The following is a 17,777-nucleotide window of genomic DNA, read 5'->3' as shown; positions in this document are numbered from 1 at the left end:
TTCAGAGTTTACCACTCCAGATGGCATAGCCAGATTCCTTCCAATTATCTATCTGAGGCTCATTTTTAAATAGCCCATACATTGCAGAACCAGATCCAGACATGGATGCATAGACAGCTCCTTGCTGGTAAAGGGAATCTTTGATTTCCTTTAGAATAGGAAATGCAGGAAAAATGGTATCCTCAAATTGATTATGTAAGTGATTCTTCCATTCCTCTATTGGTTGGGATAGAGCTTCTTGGATGCAAATTCCATCAGTACTTGGAATTACATTTTTGTATGCTAATGCAGTACCTATTGCGATATTTGGGTAGATTACCAAAGCGTAGTATCCATCTGGATTGAAGTTGAGAACTTCTAATTCATTACCTCTACCTCCCGCCATTGCCGGTTTGTTTTTAATGAAGAATGCGCAATCACTTCCTAGCTCCGCTGCGATTTCTTCCAGCAAATCGTCTTCGAGAAATAGCTGAAATACCTCTGAAGCAACTTTCATAACATACGCCGCATCTGATGAGCCACCACCTAATCCAGCTCCAAAAGGAATCACTTTGTGCAAGTGGATTTTGGCATTTGGAAGGCCATAAGCTTTCTGTAAGGCTCGATATGCCCGAATGCAGAGATTAGATTTGTCATCCCCTGGCACTTCCAATCCTGAAGTACTTAGTTCAAGCTTTCCATGCTCAATTATTTCAACCGCATCTTGCCAGCCGATAGGGTACATGCAAGTTTCAATATCGTGAAAACCATCCGATCTTTTTTTAAGGATTCTTAACCCTAAGTTGATTTTGGCATTTGGAAAGGCAATCATTGAAAATGGAATTTGAGGATCAAAAAAGAAAATCCCTGTTGTTATGCAACAGGGATTTGATTGATTATTGAATTTTTATTTGAGCATTTGCTCTACGATTTCGTCGGTAATACCTGCGCAAGAGAAACCTCCATCATGGAAAAGATTCTGCATAGTAACCATTCTGGTGAAATCTGAGAACATTACTGCAATGTAATTGGCGCAGTCTTCTGCACTCGCATTGCCGAGTGGCGACATTTTATCAGCATAGTCGTAGAACACATCGAAGCCTGTCACTCCAGTGCCAGCAGTAGTCTTTGTTGGCGATTGCGAAATGGTATTGACACGAACATTCTTAAGTTTGCCAAATCGGTGTCCGTAGCTTCTAGCAATAGACTCAAGTAATGCTTTTGCATGTGCCATATCCGAATAGTCCGGGAAGGATCTTTGGGCTGCAATATAGCTTAACGCCATAATAGAACCCCATTCGTTCATTGCATCGGTTTTCTCTGCAGTTTGCAGTACTTTATGAAAACTAGCTCCCGAAATATCCAATGTTTTTAAGAACCAATCGTAATTAAGATCACCATAATCTCGGCCTTTGCGTACGTTTGGGCTCATGCCAATAGAGTGAAGAACAAAATCGATCTTACCTCCCAATATCTCCATAGACTTGGTGAATAAGTTTTCTAAATCTTCCACAGAAGTAGCATCTGCTGGAATCACTTCTGAGCCACACATTTCTGCAAGTTTCTGAATTTCACCCATTCTCATAGCTACAGGAGCGTTGGTTAGTGTGAATATTGCACCTTCTTCTTTACATTTCAATGCAGTTTTCCAAGCAATAGAATTTTCATCTAATGCACCGAATATGATTCCTCTTTTTCCTTTGAGCAGATTATTTGACATATCTTTTTATTAAAATTTGACAAAAAATATATTTATGATTTTTTTAAAACTCTTCAAGTAGTTTAATCCTCTTTTCGATAGGAGGGTGTGTGGCAAATATACCACTTATCATGCTTGCAAAGCCTTTCTTATTTTTGGAAGAATTATCAATAAATAAAGCTGAAACATCTTCGCTTTTTAAAGTGCCAACTTCTGAATTTCCACTAATTTTTCTTAGTGCTGATGCTAAGGCTCTTGGATTTCGAGTCATTTCTGCTGCACCGGAATCAGCCATATATTCTCTACTCCGAGAAATGGCAAATTTGAAAATAAGAGAAAGGAAATAAGCAATTGCAGCGATTACCAAAGCGATGATTAATGCTCCACCACCTTTATTATCCTTGCCGCGTCTTCTGCCACCTCCATATATTAGCATTCGAAATAGCATTTGGGCAACGAGTGAGAATATGCCAACAAAAACGATACTAATGATCAAAAGCTTTACATCATTATTCCGGATATGCATAAGCTCATGAGCAATAACGCCTTCTAACTCTTGATCGTCGAGTTTATCTATAATTCCTTGAGTGAGGGTTACAGTATAAGACTTTTCATTTATTCCACTTGCAAAAGCATTGAGCGAAGGATCTGGAATTACATTGATTTTGGGCATTTTCATTCCCTTACTTATGCAAAGGTTTTCCGTCAGATTGTAAATCCTCATATTCTCTTTTCTCTCCAATGGCTTTGCGCCAGTGGCACTTTGGATCATTTTGACATTGAAGAAATAGGCAATACTAAACCAAATACCCACAATAATCAACGTAGCAGGAATGGATGCAATGAAGTCCTCCTTCACCATTTGGGAGTTGATTCCTCCTGTGGTTTCATCGAAACTGGTGAAGTAAATAAATGCATATACTGCAACCAATACCAATGTAGGAAAAGCAAGCAAAAGCAAAATAGACTTCCTATTATTTGATCGGATTTGACCTTGGATTCCTACATATTTGGACATAGCGGGAGGGGGAAAATCAGAACTTGATATCTGGAGCTTTTTCTACACTGGCGCGGTCTTCCATAGCGATTTCAAACATTTTCTCCGTTTTGAAACCAAACATTCCAGCAATGATATTTGCAGGAAAACTCTGCACTCCTACATTTAATTCTCTGGTAGCTGAGTTGAAATACCTTCTTACTGCAGCAAGTTTGTTTTCAACGTCGCTTATTTCAGTTTGCAGGTGCATAAAGTTCTGATTAGCCTTCAATTCAGGGTATGCTTCTACTTGTACTTTTAGACCAGCAAGAGCAGAGCCCAACTGTTGCTCAGCGTCAATTTTACCATCAATTGTCGTGGCAGCCATTGCACGAGATCTAGCTTCCGTTACACGTGTAAGTACGCCTTCCTCATGTTTCATGTAGCCTTTTACAGTGTTTACAAGCTGAGGAATTAAATCATGTCTCTGCTTAAGTTGGACATCAATATCTGCAAAGGCATTTTCTCTAGTTACTCTTAGGTTAACCAGTTTATTGTAAGTTGCGATCAAAAAGATGGCAATTACGGCAATGGCAATTAAAGCGATAATCATAATTTTTTTATTTTCAAATTACGAAAAATAAAGCAGAAAAAATGCATTTACAGATCCTAATTTATTTTACTCAGGCTTGAGTAAATAGACCATATACTTTTTGTACTTCTTGAAGTTCTCACCATTTCGTTGCCCGGTGAAATGCTTATTCTCCATTTTCTCGAATTTCTTCTTGAATTTCCACTTTACCAATTTCATAATTCTTGGCGCACGATCCTCGGCAAGTTCGAATACTGATTTCCAAACTGGAGCCAAAACCTCATTGGATAATTGATGTACAATATCCATAGTAACTGAAGTTTCTTCTGTGATGTCACGCTCAAAAGCCACTTTCACAGGAAAGTTTTCCAATTTGCCTTGCCACTCTTTGTAATTATGTCCCCCACCCAGTGGACTTTTACCTGGAGCATCCGTTTTGAAAAAATCTGCCACAATGATGCTTCCACCTGGATTCAACAATTTCAATGCACCAGGAATAGAATTATCCATTGGGATGTATTGAAAACTTTCGCTGAAAAGAATCAAATCGTATTTTTTGTTAATAGAAACTTCTTCAAATTTCTTTTGGTGAACAACAGCTTTATCACCCAATAGTTTTCTCACTTGCGCTGTAAGGATTTTACCTGGAGACACACATTCTACTTCGTAGCCATCATTTATTAGGGATAGAGCAGTAGCTCCAGAGCCACAACCTACATCCAAAATGGTTTTAGTTCCTTCAGGTATCAGGCTCTTTAGTAGATCTGTATACTTTTCTTGAGCAGGTTTCAAATCAGCTACATCGGCTTTGAGTCCATCCGTAAATAGGCCATAATGTAAGTGGTCTGTTTTAACAAAAAATCTGAATATTACGAGACCTAATTCAAGACCTACTTCTTTGGAATCAACTTTCTTTTCGCGAGCCATAATTTATGTTTTGGAGGTATAGTTCAATTTTATTAGTTAACGGTTTCAAGCAATTCTTTTGCATTTTGAATAGTGGTAGCACTTGGATTCTCACCACCAATCATTTTTGCAATTTCGAGTAATCGATCATTTGGTGACAGTTCACGAATTCGACTTACCGTGCGAGGTTCGCTGTTGTCTTTATATACAAAGAAATGTTTCTCTCCAGCTACTGCCATTTGCGGGAGGTGAGTGATAGTAATTACTTGATGCTTCGATGCCATTTTGCGCATCATTTTAGCCAATTTCAAAGCAATTTCACCAGACACTCCAGTATCAATCTCATCAAATACAATTGTTGGTAAAGCGGTTTTTCCAGCTATTATGAATTTGAGCGCAAATATCAATCTGGAAAACTCACCACCGGATGCAACATCTTTCAATTCTCCAGGCTTTAAACCCTTATTCGCTGAAAATAGAAATTGAATATCATCTGCACCAGATAACTTTGGCTCAGCTGGCTTCATTTCAATCTGGAAATTTCCATTCGGTATGCCTAGTTCTTGCAGTATGCTCACAATTTCTTTTTCAAGTTTCGGAGCTACTTCTTTTCTTGCTTTGCTTAGTTCAGTGCCAGATTTTACTAGCTTTTGCTCCAGTTGAGCAATGTGTGATTTCAGTTTATTGAAAGCGTAATCAGTATCCTCAGAGTCCAACAATTTAGCAGAATACTGTTCCTTAATTTCTATTAGCTCGGCAATCGTAGCCACTTGATGTTTTTGCTGCAGACGATATATAAGATCGAGTCGCTCTTTAAGCTGAGCAGTTTTTTCAGGATCAAACTCTACTTGCTCAGTTTCAGTTTCTAATTCTTGGCTAATATCCTCAAGTTCGATAAATGCACTTTCAAGCCTATTGTATAGTTCTTTCAAACCTTTGCCAAAAGAGCTTATTTGCCCTAATAGTGACCTAGATTGTCTTAATGCATCCAATGCAGGAAAATCACTTTCTTTCAATAATGCTAGTGCTTCAGCAATTTTTAGTTTGATCTCCTCAGCATTTTCTAATACTGACAGTTGAGCTTCTGTTTCTTCTTGTTCATCTTTATTTAGTTTGGCGGCATCTAGCTCATCAAACATAAATTGATTGTAATCTTGGTCTTTTTGAAGATTGATTCTCTTTTGCTCCAAAGCATCCAACTCGTCTTTGGCATTTTTCCATTCCTTATATAAGGTCTGGTAGTTTTCCAAAATAGCTCTGTTGCCAGCAAATGCATCGATGATTTTCAGTTGAAAGACTTTCTCACCTAATGCCAAATTCTGGTGCTGAGAATGAACATCCATAAGCAGCGAACCAATGATTTTCAGTGTTTCGAGTTTTACAGGCGTATCATTGATAAAGGCTCGAGTTCTGCCACCCGGACTCATTTCTCTGCGTATTATGCAGGGATTTATAAAGTCCAATTCCTCCCGCTCAAACAATGCTTCCATCTGATATGCAGCAATGTCAAAATGCCCTTCAATAATGCATTTTTCCTTTTCTTCCAGCATTACCGAAGAATCTGCTCTTTCTCCCAAAAGCAAACCCACAGCACCTAGCATTATCGATTTACCTGCACCTGTTTCTCCAGTTATCATATTCAGTCCGGCAGATGGACTCATTACGAGTTCTTTTATCAGTGCGTAGTTTCTAATACTTAATTGCTGCAACATAAGAGCGCAAAATGGATAGATTTAGATTGGTATCAAAAATACAAATCTAATTTAAGAATATAGCTTACAAATAGATTATTGAAATGAATTTGCCCTAAGGATTAATGCGGCTATATTTTTCTGTGTTTGTAGGATCAAGTTCTCTAAGCAATTCAAGTACTTCTTGTCTTTTTGCTTCATTACCTTGTGAGAAAATATTAGCAAGTTCATCTGATTTGGCATCAAAAAATGAATTTACAATCACAGAATTTGGTCTTAACTTATTCACCTCTTTAATTTTTTGTAAGGAGGCAATTATTGCATCTCGGCCTTGCTCAGGGTCACGTCCAAACATATCCAATCCAAGTCTGTGATATTCGTAAATGGCTTCCCTCACAGGCACCATTTGGCTGCTCATAAGATTTTCTGTAATCCAATATCTGTTCCTGTTGCTTTCGAATTGTTTCCAGCCGGCACGTGGACTTTGTTGTGCATTAATGACTACATTAAATGCTTTATCGAAAAATGCGGAACCGCCCAATCTTGAAAATGAATCATAATCATAACCCAAAATCACATAGGCATAAAATCCTAACATTGAGGTTAGATTTGTATTGAAAGTATTCTCATTGAATTCGAGGGGGAGGGATTCAGTATAATCAAACTGCCAATTTCTATCTGCGAAGTTGAAGACTACAGTTTCATAATTGGTGCCGTATACAGGCCGCAATACCTGAATTTGCATAGAAGCCGTAAAACTGCCAATATTCGGCATAGTCTCTAATGTGAGAACGATATTACATCTTATTCGCTCTTCAGGTCTAAATGTCTCGCTTGTCCATCTTCTGTTATTCAAAAACTGTTCGAAGGCATTTTCCATATCTTGAAAAATACTGCGATCACTTATTTGAATGTTTTGAGCATTGACAGTCACATTGCAATTAATTTCTTGTGCTAGTATAGGGTAGCTCAGAAATGATAATACAAGAAATAGGAGTGACTTTTTAGACATAATCAATATTACGAAAAATAATCTAATTGAGATGAAAGAATTAATTTCCTGTCTTCTGATTCAGCAAACCTACAACGTAATCAATGATTTTATTGGCAGTTTCATCCTTTGAAAGAAGCGGGAGGGAAAGTGAATCCTTTGAAGTAATTAAGGTTACTTTATTGGTATTGTGAGCAAATCCAGCTCCTTCATCTTGTAAACTGTTAAGGATAATTAGATCGAAATTCTTTGCTTCTAATTTCCTTTTTGCATTCACTTCTTCATTGTCCGTCTCCAAAGCAAAGCCAATAAGCAGTTGATTCTTCCGCTTTTTTGCGCCAAGTGTTTTGGCGATATCAGGGTTTCTAATCAGTTCGATAGTGAGCGTATCTACACTCTTTTTTATCTTTTTATCTGCCACATTCTTCGGCGCATAATCTGCTACTGCCGCAGACATTATTCCTATATCTGCTTTAGCAAAATTTTCCTCAGCAGCTACTAACATCTCCTTTGCCGATTGTACTTTAATCAACTGTAAAGCAGGATTTTCAGAGATTGATTCATTACTTGGGCCGCTAATTAGCACTACTTCTGCTCCTAGCGTTAAACAAGTTTTTGCTAGTGCATAGCCCATTTTTCCTGTAGAATGGTTTCCAATAAAACGAACAGGATCTATTGCTTCGTAAGTTGGTCCGGCAGTAATCAGTATTTTTTTACCGGCAAGCACCTGACTTTTGGAAAAATAGCTTTCAACAAACTGAATGATATTCTCAGGCTCGGCCATTCTGCCTTGGCCACTCAAGCCAGAGGCTAATTCTCCATCCTCAGCATCAATCACCATATTGCCAAATGAACGAATAATATTGAGGTTTTTCTGAGTGCTGGGATGTGCATACATATCTAGATCCATTGCAGGAGCCACCATTACTGGGCATTTGGCAGAAAGGTATGTGGCAAGAAGGAGATTGTCACAAATGCCATTGGACATTTTGCCAAGCGTATTAGCACTAAGAGGAGCAATGAGCATTAGGTCTGCCCAAAGTCCGAGTTCTACATGATTATTCCATTCACCTTCTTCGTTTTTAACAAACTTTGTTAAAACAGGATTTTTGGAAAGTGTAGATAATGTGAGAGGGCTAATAAAATCAGAAGCAGATGTAGTAGAAATTACTCTTACATCTGCTCCCGCTTTTACTAATAGTCTTATTAAAAATGCCGCTTTGTAAGCAGCAATGCTACCACATACTCCCAGTAAGATTTTCTTATTTCGGAGCATGATAGAATATTAAGCGTTTTCGCTATCCTCTTCAGGTAGTCTTGCGTAAACCTTACCTTCCATAAACTCTTCAATTGCAAGAGTAGATGGCTTTGGTAGTTTTTCGTAATATTTTGAAATTTCAATCTGCTCTCTGTTTTCAAAAATTTCTTCAAGGTTGTCAACAGAAGATGCGAACTCAGCAAGCTTGCCATTAAGTTCCTCTTTCATGGTTACTGAAATTTGACGAGCTCTTTTAGAAATGATTGCGATAGACTCATATAGATTGCCTGTTGGTGCAGCTATTTTGTCTGTGTCACGAGTAATGATTGAAGGATTAATTGTAAGCTTACTCATTTTATGTATTGGATTTACTGATTTTACTTAATTCTGTTAAACACTGTTCGTAGACTTTTTGTGCCTGAGCTGAATATTTACTACCTGGATAGTAATTTAAAAAGTCCTCATAATAGCCTATAGCTTTATAAAGTCTTTCTTCTTTTTTTGATTCTATTGAGTTTTGAGCTATTCTAAATTGAGCTTCAACTTTCAAATAGCCTAACTCTTCTCTGTAATCTGAATCTGGAAAATCTCTTTCAAAATTTTCGAAAGTGACTAATGATGCTTCAAGATAACTTTGAGCAAATAAGCCTTCTGATAAGTCCCAATACAATTTAGCAATGTCATATGCTTTTGTTTCAAGCCTTACTTGTAGCTCATCTATAATTTTTGTGGCCTCTTCTCTTTTCTCAGTTGATGGAAACCTGTTCAAGAAGTTTTGCATTGTGGCAATGGCTTCTCTTGTATTGGTTGCATCAAGGGAAGATATAGGAGCTTCCTTATAAAGAGAATAAGCTTGCAGGTAAAATGCCTCTTCAGCTCTAGGGCTTCTACCGTAATTCTCATGAAATCTCCTGAAATGGTAATCAGCTAGTATATAATTGCCTACCAAATAATTGGCCATTCCGACTTTGAAACTTACATCTTCAGCTTGACTACTACCACCGATTGCAGGTAGTATGCGTTCATAAAGTTCTGCTGCTTTACGATACTCCTCATTTTCGTAGTATTCGTTTGCTGCTTCTAATAAAACCTCTGAATCTGTTACTTTTTCCAATTTGGCGTATTTGGAACAAGAGGACAGTACCGAAGTCGCTACTAAAATGATAAATAAGAATCTGAGTATTCGCATAAGCCCGCAAAATTACATAATATAAGCCAGATTTACCAATTAAAATACTGTGGCTTGGGTTTTAAATTTATTTGATCAAGATTTAAAGCCAAATTATCCTCCCGCTTTTCTTCTTCACCTTCTTCTTTTTTTGTATTTTCTTTCTTCTTTTCAACTTCCGTTTCTTCTTCCTTTTTCTTTTCTCCTGTTTCAGTATTAGCTTTTTCTTCTCCTGTGCTTTCTTCTACAGTTTCTTCAGTTATCAATTCCTCTACCTCTAATATTTTTTCATCTTTGATAATCTCCAAATCCATAGAAGTGCTATCAGGTAATTTTGGAGTGCTTAGCGAATCGGTTTTGATAAGTGTTGAATCTATGGGAGTAACCACAAATATGGAATCTCTCGTAGGTTTCAAATCTATTTTCCATTCGAAACCCGGAAGTCTCTTGTCAGGTTCTTTTAATTCGTGTGGAGGAATAAACTTTGCGTCAGGCTGCGTGAGAAATAAAACTTCTACCACATCGCCATCCACAAAATTGACATTTATATCACTACACTCAATTTTGTTCATGCCCATCATTTGGTTTGTAGTGTCATTGAGGGCAAAGAAGATACTTTCGCCATTTCCATTTACCAAAATCTGATGCATCTGATCATCCAGAAATTTGGCAGTCATGGTTCGGCCTTTCACTTGATTGAAGTTCTCAAGTGTATCAATGTTCGACACGAAGGAATTATTCAACAGCCTAGCTTCATGGATTTTGTCTTTAATAAAAGTAACTTCCATTTGGTCGGCTACCAATTGGTTTTTGTTTGTCCATAGGATCGGATCCCGAATGAAATATAGTGTAGAATCTACTGAGCGATAATGCAGTGAATCAGCTCGACCTTGAAATTCTTTGTTGAAAATTTTAACGTTTCTATTTGCAATAATTTTATTCTCTTTACCATCCTCAAATTCCAATGAAGTAAGTGTATCTGCACGCATAAAAATGGTGTCGCCTTCGCTTATTTTTCTGAAAATAGCATCACCATATACTTTGGTAATTCCTTGCTCTTTATAGTAATCTCCAAATTTTCCAGTGATGAGAATGCTATCTTCTCGAGACCATAAACTAACCCTATTTGCAGCTTTGTAGATTTTACGCAATTCGTCTGCTGAAATTACATCGCCGGTGAGTTCGTAAGTATCTGTTTTGATAATGCCATCTGTAAATTGGCTTTGTTTCAAGTCAGTTTGGTAGGTACTACCTTCTTCAGCAATTATTATTTGGCCTTCTTTGTCAATTATTTCAGTTGGACCAAAAGTTTGAGCTTCTCTAGATAAAGTGTTGTATTTTAGGGTGTCAGCTTTCAGGGTGTATTCAGGGTTGACCAAAACTACATCGGTGTAAAAATCCAATTGTTTAATGGGCATTACATAAGTTCCATTCTGACTTGTTAGTACATTTACACTATCAAGTAGACGACCACCTTCAAAATAATAGGCTGTTTCTGAACCTCTGTAGTAATCAAGGTTTTCAGTAAATAACTGAACCACCATGTCATTAAATTGAACATTACCCCTGAGAATTGCTTTACCAGAATTTCCCTCATAGTTGAGGTAATCGCCGTAAATCACTACAGAGTCGCCATCTGAAATACGCACACGACCAAAAGCCTCCATCGAGTTAGTATCGCGATAAAGATGCACCGAATCTGCTGTCATTTGGGTGTCGTCTTGACGCAGGCTCACATTACCTCCTTTTATGATATTGAATTTTCGGCCATTTACTTCTGCGCCGATTAATTCAGCTGCACCTTCTTCCAAAATTATTCTGGAACCTTGCTGGGCAAATCCCGAAAGAGAAAAGCCTAAAAAGAGTAAAAGGAGGAAGTTTTTAATCATTAAGAAGAAATTCTGACAAAAATAGGGAATAAAGTATCTTTACGCTATGATTCACGCTTTTAAAAGCTACATCGGCAAACAGCAACTCTTATGCCACGGCGACAAAACCCTTATAGCAATTAGTGGTGGTCTCGACTCGGTGGTGTTGACGCATCTATTCTATCAAGCAAATCTGCCTTTTGCATTGGCTCATGTGAACTTTGCTTTGCGGGGAATTGAGTCCGATGGTGACGAGGAGTTCGTGATCCAACTTGCCAAAAAGTATGGGGTTGAATGCCATGTAAAGAAAATGAATACGGAAGAATTTGCTTCCCATAATAAAGTGTCGATTCAAATGGCAGCGCGCGAATTACGATATGCTTGGTTTCAAGAATTGGCTATCAAATACGATTATAAACAAATTGCTACGGCGCATCATTGGGACGATTCGGTAGAAACTGTATTGTTGAATTTGGCAAAAGGCACGGGCATTAGAGGCTTGCACGGTATATTACCCAAAAAGGGAAATCTGATTAGACCACTATTATTTGCAAGTAAAGATGAGTTGGAATCCTATGCTGACAAGCAGAATTTAATTTGGCGGGAGGATGCTTCCAATGCAAGTGATAAATATCAGCGTAATTATATAAGGCATAATTTGATTCCTCAATTTCAGCATTTGAATCCAGCATGGAGTGAGAGTATGAAAAGTAGTGTAGCCTATTTTCAAGCAGCTGAAACATTGATGCAAGCGACTCTCGATAAGCTGAAATCCAATATTCTATTGCGAGAGAATGATTCAATCAAAATTAACCTCCTGCTTCTTTTGAAAAACCCACATCCGGCATTTATACTTCATGAGTGGATTTCAGAATTGGGGTTTACAGAAAGCCAATGTCAGAATATTACCGAGACAGAAAATTTGCTAACGGGCAGTCGATTTAACAGCGAATATTTCACTGGTTTGATTGATCGAGATTTTTTGATTATTTCTCCTAAAAAAATAGATGGAGAAATTCCTTTTCAGGATTTAGTAATTATACTTGATGCAGATAATGGAGCTATAGAAATAAAGGGTTTTGGCACCTTGGAATGGCAGCTGATGGATTTTGAAAGGATGCCCGATTTTAAAAATCCAAATATTGCGTATTTTGATGCTGATAAAATTGAAGAGGAATTAACAATTCGAAATTGGAGAGAAGGCGATCATTTTCAGCCCTTGGGCATGAAAGGCAAAAAATTGCTCAGTGATTTTATGATAGATGCCAAAATTCCGTTAAACTTGAAAAGTTCTGTTTTGCTACTTTGCTCTGGCGAAAAAATTGCTTGGGTAATCAGCCACAGAATAGATGATAAATTTAAGCTTACAAATAGCACAAAGAGAATATTAAAACTAACGTACCAACCGCATGATTAATCCATTTAAGAAACGCTACACGGATAAAGAGTTGGTGCTATTCCGATTTTTGAGAAAAATAAAAGTTTTTGAACGCTTAAATAATAAAGAGCTATCTGTTTTTCTTCCCTATTTGTATTTAAGACATTATACTGCTGAGGAAGTTGTATTCTTCAGAAACGATCCTGCAAACGCCTTTTATATTGTAAAAAGTGGGAGGGTAGCTTTGACAGTAGATGTAAATGATACCTTCGAAGCATTAACGGAAATTACTGCTAATAAGGCATTTGGAGACAATTCACTTCTGGAGAATGCGCAGCGTATATACACAGCCATTGTAAAATCAGAATCTGCTGATATTTATGTGGTTCCGCATGTCAACCTAATGGAGATTTTTCAAGACCATATAGAGATTCAAGCCAAGGTAATGACCTCCTTGTCGGAATTGTACAATGGATACACCCAAAATCTATTTAGAGCTTATCAGGCATCCTTTGGTTTCTTCGATCTATCGCAGACTTACAAGAATCCTTAAGATTGTCTGCCATCTTTGTAAAAGACTTTTCCTTTGTGGGCTTTGGTAATTAACTTAGCACCATAATTTAATCTAATAATAAATCCCATATAAAATGAAAGTAACCGTAGTAGGAGCTGGCAATGTAGGAGCAACCTGTGCCGACGTATTAGCCTATAAGGAAATTGCTAATGAAATTGTGCTTGTGGATATCAAAGAAGGTTTTGCTGAAGGCAAGGCTTTGGATATTTGGCAAAAAGCACCAATCGATGTGTATGATAGCCGCACTACAGGCTCTACAAACGATTATTCCAAAACTGCTGGATCAGACGTAGTAGTTATTACATCTGGATTGCCAAGAAAGCCAGGAATGACTCGTGATGACTTGATTAGTACCAACGCCGGTATTGTGAAGTCGGTGACTGAAAATGTGGTAAAATACTCTCCAAATGCAATCATCATTGTGGTTTCAAATCCACTAGATGTGATGACTTACCAAGCGCATATCACTTCAAATTTCCCAAGAACACGCGTATTGGGTATGGCTGGTATTTTGGATACAGCTCGTTACAGAGCATTTTTGGCTGAGGAGCTAAATGTTTCTCCAAAAGAAATTCAAGCGATACTAATGGGTGGTCATGGTGACACAATGGTGCCACTTCCAAGATATACTACTGTAGCGGGGATTCCAGTTACGGAATTGATCGCCAAAGATAAATTGGATGCAATCATAGAGCGCACCAAATTTGGTGGTGGTGAGCTAGTAAAATTAATGGGTACTTCTGCATGGTATGCACCAGGTTCGGCTGCGGCACAAATGGTAGAAGCTATCGTAAAAGATCAGCGTAGAGTATTCCCTGTATGTATGCAATTAGATGGCGAATATGGTATCAAAAATTGCTACTTAGGCGTACCGGTAATCTTAGGTAAAAATGGTGTAGAGAAAGTTATTGAGCTTGATTTGAATGATGAAGAAATGGCTCTATTGAAAGTATCTGAACAGCACGTACGCGACGTAATGGCTGTATTAGAAAAACTTTAAACTTTAAGAATAGAATTTACTAATATTTAAACCGTCTTCGAAAGAGGACGGTTTTTTTAGTTCAGTAGTCTTAAATAACGGTTCGTTTTGTCTGACGATATTTTAGGAAAGAACATTTTCAAAAATGAAACCCTGCTAGATGTAAATTCTGACAGGGTTTCATTTTTGATTTTATTCTAATGCTAATAAACTTCTTCGATTGTATAAGTGCGGCTGTTAAAGGTAATTTGTTCACCAGCCTTTTTATCAAGTAGGGCAGAAGCAAGCGGCGAAATTGCTGAGATAAGCATTAGCTTTTCTCCTTGAAAATCAACCATTCCAAGGCTTGCTGATATAAAAAAGGTATTCAAATTTGTCTTTACAATGCTCCCAGCTTCGATCTTTTCTGATGATTTACTAAGATTTAATGTGTCTATTAATCTGTAGATTTTATTGAGTTCTTCGATTTGACGAGTGAATTTATCAGCTTCTTGTTGCATCATTTCTCTGCCAGTTTCGAATTTATCGCCTGCACTGCTTTTTGTTTCTTCGAAAGAAGCCTCTTTGGTCAAATTCATTTCTTCCTTAGTGCTCTTCAACTTTTCTGCAACTATATTAAGGCAATGCTGCTGCAACGCAATTTTGTTAATCATAAATAAAGTTTCTTAATTTTTAACGATCCTTTTTACCTCTTTAAAGCCCTGACCTTCAATTTGCAAGATATACATTCCCATCGGAATTGTTGTTAAATCCAATGTGTAGGTCTGGTTAAGAGTATTTGGGTAAAATTGCTCAAAATATGGAATACCTGAAAGGTCAAATAAGGTCATTTTAATTGACTCTCTTTCATCGCGAACAAATACAATATTGAGTAGGCTCTGTGTTGGGTTTGGATAGATATAAAAGCTATTTTCTGGAATTCGAGTTGGTTGGGCAATATCTTGGATAAATAGCTCTAGATTATCGATGTATAGATTATTGCCATTACCTGATGTAACTTTAATGGCTAATCGGTAATTTCCACCTCCCGCTATTTCATTTAAGGATACATAAATGTTCTCCCAATCCTCTCGTGAGTTAGGAATCCATTCATCATTATCTTCAGTTTCTTCCTCCAGTTCCTCCCATTCTTTTTCCCAAAGCAGCAAACCATTCTCTTCAGAGCATTCTTTAAATGCATAGACTTGAATGTCATTTTCATAGATTGTATTGAGTGCATAGGAGAGTCTGAAATGGAAAGAAGCCTCATCTAAATTGGAAAGATCGAAAGCCGGAGAAACTAACCAGTAATTGTTTGTTGGCTCATTCGATTCGAATAAATGCAACTTCAAAGCTTCATTTTCAGGTGTTTGATCAGGTGCTACACTTAATTCCCATTGAGTATCTGATTGAGTTGAAAATGATAACCATCCATCTGGAAAGTTACCTTCAATTTTATCGCGATAGGGAGTTAATGCAGTATTGGTACTAACGCCAAACTTGCTTGCAATCAGATTGTTGCTAAAATCAATATCGCTACCTTCCAAAGGACTTACCGAGATGTTCAAATCTTGAATTCCAATTTGACCTACATTGGCAGAGATTGTGTGGTTATAAACACCTGAAGCACCAATTTCTAGTTGATTTAGATTTTCACTAAATTCCTGATCTCCAATTTGATAGTTGATGACAATACCTTTTATATCGAAAGGGCTCAAATTTGAAATCATGATATCAAAATCAATTTGGCCGGGACAGTAAATTGGTTTTAATTCGGTAGTAGCAGTTAAACTCAAATCGATTTGTGGAGTTTGATCTGGTAAAATGGCTATGTCATCCAAATAGAGATTGTTACCTCTGCTATTGATTCCAATAAATGCAATCTGAATATCTGATAAGCCTTTTAGCAAACTAAGATCAATAGTTCTTGACGTCCAATCTTGCGCTCCCGCTGGAACAAATTGATTGTTGCGGGAGGATGCAGTTGCTAATTGACTTCCCTTCAAATGCAGTAATGTATTGCTCTCTGGAAAGGTTTTTCCACAATCTGTCGAATAAATTATTTTGAACTCATCTTCATAGAAAGCTTCATTTTTCATTGCGTAGGCATATCTGAAAAATAATTCTGGAGCTTCGGCTGTAGTGAAATCTAATAATGGAGAGAGTAAGTAATCCGTTGCTCCAATTACCACTTCACCATGAGTAAAAAACCTCAATGCAATAGCTTGGTTGGCTGGAGTAATAGCAGGAGCAGCATTTAATTCCCAAGTAAAAAGTTTATCAGGATTATATGTACTCCAATTTGCAGGAAAGCTACTGAAAGTTTCAAATACAGGAAGATTCGCTCTGAATGGCACATTTATCTCATGCAGCAATGTATTATTCTCAGGCTGATCGTCACTCACTTCACCATTTACAGTTTCAATAGAAAAGGATAAAGACTGAACGCCTCTTTCAGTTACAAAAACCGGGCTGTATGAAATTATTCTTTCAGCTCCAGAAGCTAGCACTTGAGTAAGCTCATGAGTTTCAACTAATGAATTGTTGCTGTATAAACTTATACTAGCACTTGTGATTGGTTCTGTTCCAATATTTCTGATTCTTATTGTTGCTTCAAATCCATTTTCACAAGTGGCGATATCAGGGCTGATAAGACTTGTAATACTTAAATCGGTAAAGCTTTCATTAGCATCAATCAACCCAGGCGAATTCAACAAACTTTGGCGTCTTGGGCTATTTTCGATTACTGTAAGCATCCGTCCTTTTTGATCTAGCGTGAATAAATTCATGCAAGCATCGCTGGAGTAATCCATGTAATTCTGCACCATGGTAATTTCTCCACAGCTTTCTCTTTCTGGATCACAACCTGCAGATGGACTACTCATATTAGGTGTATCCAAGCAAAAATCATCCACATCACAGCCACCATCCCCCCAAGTATGCCTTAATCCAAAAAAGTGTCCAACTTCGTGTGTTGCTGTTCTTCCCAAGGAGGTTGTTCTTGCACTTCCTCCAGTCCCAAAAAGCTCATAATCTATCACTACTCCGTCTGTGGTTCTACCTAAACTTGGCTCAATACCGGGTAAATCAGAGTCAGGGAATTGTGCCCAGCCGATTACTCCAAAAGTCAAATCAGCAACCCATATATTAAGATAGTCTTCTGAAGGCCAAAAGCTATTATTGCTTATTTCTTGGCTATTTGGCTGTCCCCAAATATTACGTGTGCCTTGCTTTCTTATAATTCCATTTGTTGGGTTACCATCAGGATCAGTTCCAGCTAACACAAATTCAATTCCCACATCTGCAGCTACTGGAAGGAAGCGCTCTGGAGTATTAATTGCGTCTTCATTTTGTCGTCTAAAATCCTCATTTAAAATATCAATTTGAGCAAGGATTTGTTCGTCTGGAATATTTGTGCCTTGACCGTAGGACTCGCCTTTGTGCAATACGTGGATGACTACGGGTATTTTATATATCTTTTCTTGATTAGCAAAAAGCTGAATTTGGCCAAAATTTTCTAAGCGCTCATTCTGCTTATGATCCATCCATTGCTCGAATTCCATAATGAGATTTCGGCCAGGAAAACGCTTTTGACGCATCTCCTCAAAGTAGGTAACGCCGCACTCCTTATCAAATTCGCTTTGTGCTTGGCTTTGGAATTGACTTAGGAATAAAATAAAAAAACTGCTTGTAATGAGGAGAGCCTTACAAACAGTGAAATTGAAAAAATTCATAGTAG

The 17,777-nt window shown here is 37.6% G+C and carries 16 protein-coding genes; 3 read left to right on the top strand and 13 right to left on the bottom strand.

What is annotated here, in order from left to right; all coding sequences use genetic code 11:
• Window position 1 precedes the first annotated feature (1 nt).
• From ispE to ACOXY8_RS01340, 11 genes are all read right to left on the bottom strand, one after another.
• On the bottom strand, window positions 2-811 hold the full coding sequence (gene ispE, locus ACOXY8_RS01390) for a 4-(cytidine 5'-diphospho)-2-C-methyl-D-erythritol kinase (RefSeq protein WP_458329767.1): 810 nt from the start codon (window positions 809-811) through the stop codon (window positions 2-4).
• A 75-nt stretch (window positions 812-886) separates the two neighbouring features.
• Window positions 887-1,699 carry an enoyl-ACP reductase FabI gene (locus ACOXY8_RS01385; protein WP_458329766.1) on the bottom strand — a complete coding sequence of 271 codons (813 nt, stop codon included), beginning with the start codon at window positions 1,697-1,699 and terminating at the stop codon, window positions 887-889.
• A gap of 43 nt (window positions 1,700-1,742) precedes the next feature.
• Window positions 1,743-2,696, bottom strand: coding sequence for a M48 family metallopeptidase (locus ACOXY8_RS01380; protein WP_458329765.1), 954 nt, complete (start codon window positions 2,694-2,696; stop codon window positions 1,743-1,745).
• A gap of 16 nt (window positions 2,697-2,712) precedes the next feature.
• On the bottom strand, window positions 2,713-3,267 hold the full coding sequence (locus ACOXY8_RS01375) for a LemA family protein (RefSeq protein ID WP_458329764.1): 555 nt from the start codon (window positions 3,265-3,267) through the stop codon (window positions 2,713-2,715).
• A 66-nt stretch (window positions 3,268-3,333) separates the two neighbouring features.
• The gene (locus tag ACOXY8_RS01370; protein WP_458329763.1) at window positions 3,334-4,173 is read right to left on the bottom strand and encodes a class I SAM-dependent methyltransferase; all 840 of its coding nucleotides are present in this window, start codon (window positions 4,171-4,173) and stop codon (window positions 3,334-3,336) included.
• A gap of 32 nt (window positions 4,174-4,205) precedes the next feature.
• Entirely contained in the window at window positions 4,206-5,864 is a 1,659-nt protein-coding gene (recN, locus tag ACOXY8_RS01365) for a DNA repair protein RecN (RefSeq protein WP_458329762.1), read from the bottom strand.
• A gap of 94 nt (window positions 5,865-5,958) precedes the next feature.
• Window positions 5,959-6,855 (bottom strand): type IX secretion system protein PorD, encoded by an 897-nt coding sequence (gene porD, locus ACOXY8_RS01360; RefSeq protein WP_458329761.1) that lies wholly within the window; start codon window positions 6,853-6,855, stop codon window positions 5,959-5,961.
• Window positions 6,856-6,895: 40 nt separating this feature from the next.
• Window positions 6,896-8,110 (bottom strand): bifunctional phosphopantothenoylcysteine decarboxylase/phosphopantothenate--cysteine ligase CoaBC, encoded by a 1,215-nt coding sequence (gene coaBC / locus ACOXY8_RS01355; protein WP_458329760.1) that lies wholly within the window; start codon window positions 8,108-8,110, stop codon window positions 6,896-6,898.
• A gap of 9 nt (window positions 8,111-8,119) precedes the next feature.
• Window positions 8,120-8,446 carry a DNA-directed RNA polymerase subunit omega gene (locus tag ACOXY8_RS01350; RefSeq protein WP_458329759.1) on the bottom strand — a complete coding sequence of 109 codons (327 nt, stop codon included), beginning with the start codon at window positions 8,444-8,446 and terminating at the stop codon, window positions 8,120-8,122.
• A 1-nt stretch (window position 8,447) separates the two neighbouring features.
• Window positions 8,448-9,281, bottom strand: a complete 834-nt coding sequence (locus tag ACOXY8_RS01345; RefSeq protein ID WP_458329758.1) for an outer membrane protein assembly factor BamD — start codon at window positions 9,279-9,281, stop codon at window positions 8,448-8,450.
• 32 nt (window positions 9,282-9,313) lie between these two features.
• Window positions 9,314-11,149: an OstA-like protein gene (locus tag ACOXY8_RS01340; RefSeq protein ID WP_458329757.1), complete on the bottom strand. Its 1,836-nt coding sequence runs from the start codon at window positions 11,147-11,149 to the stop codon at window positions 9,314-9,316.
• 46 nt (window positions 11,150-11,195) lie between these two features.
• Between ACOXY8_RS01340 and tilS the strand changes: the two genes are divergently transcribed.
• From tilS to mdh, 3 genes are all read left to right on the top strand, one after another.
• Complete coding sequence (gene tilS, locus ACOXY8_RS01335; RefSeq protein ID WP_458329756.1) at window positions 11,196-12,545, top strand: tRNA lysidine(34) synthetase TilS; 1,350 nt, start codon at window positions 11,196-11,198, stop codon at window positions 12,543-12,545.
• Window positions 12,538-13,059 (top strand): cyclic nucleotide-binding domain-containing protein, encoded by a 522-nt coding sequence (locus ACOXY8_RS01330; RefSeq protein ID WP_458329755.1) that lies wholly within the window; start codon window positions 12,538-12,540, stop codon window positions 13,057-13,059. The genes tilS and ACOXY8_RS01330 overlap by 8 nt, the downstream gene beginning before the upstream one ends.
• Window positions 13,060-13,153: 94 nt before the next feature.
• Window positions 13,154-14,080, top strand: a complete 927-nt coding sequence (mdh, locus tag ACOXY8_RS01325; RefSeq protein ID WP_458329754.1) for a malate dehydrogenase — start codon at window positions 13,154-13,156, stop codon at window positions 14,078-14,080.
• A gap of 182 nt (window positions 14,081-14,262) precedes the next feature.
• On the opposite strand, the gene ACOXY8_RS01320 is transcribed toward mdh, so the two are convergent.
• Window positions 14,263-14,712: a 3-oxoacyl-ACP synthase gene (locus ACOXY8_RS01320; protein ID WP_458329753.1), complete on the bottom strand. Its 450-nt coding sequence runs from the start codon at window positions 14,710-14,712 to the stop codon at window positions 14,263-14,265.
• Window positions 14,713-14,724: 12 nt separating this feature from the next.
• On the bottom strand, window positions 14,725-17,772 hold the full coding sequence (locus ACOXY8_RS01315) for a choice-of-anchor J domain-containing protein (RefSeq protein ID WP_458329752.1): 3,048 nt from the start codon (window positions 17,770-17,772) through the stop codon (window positions 14,725-14,727).
• Between the last annotated feature and the right edge of the window lie 5 nt (window positions 17,773-17,777).

This window comes from Peijinzhouia sedimentorum, from assembly GCF_049340005.1.
Classification (GTDB): Bacteria; Bacteroidota; Bacteroidia; order Cytophagales; family Cyclobacteriaceae; genus CAXBDP01.
The sequence above is the reverse complement of the archived record's forward strand: the minus strand, read 5'-3'. Positions and strand labels throughout refer to the sequence as shown.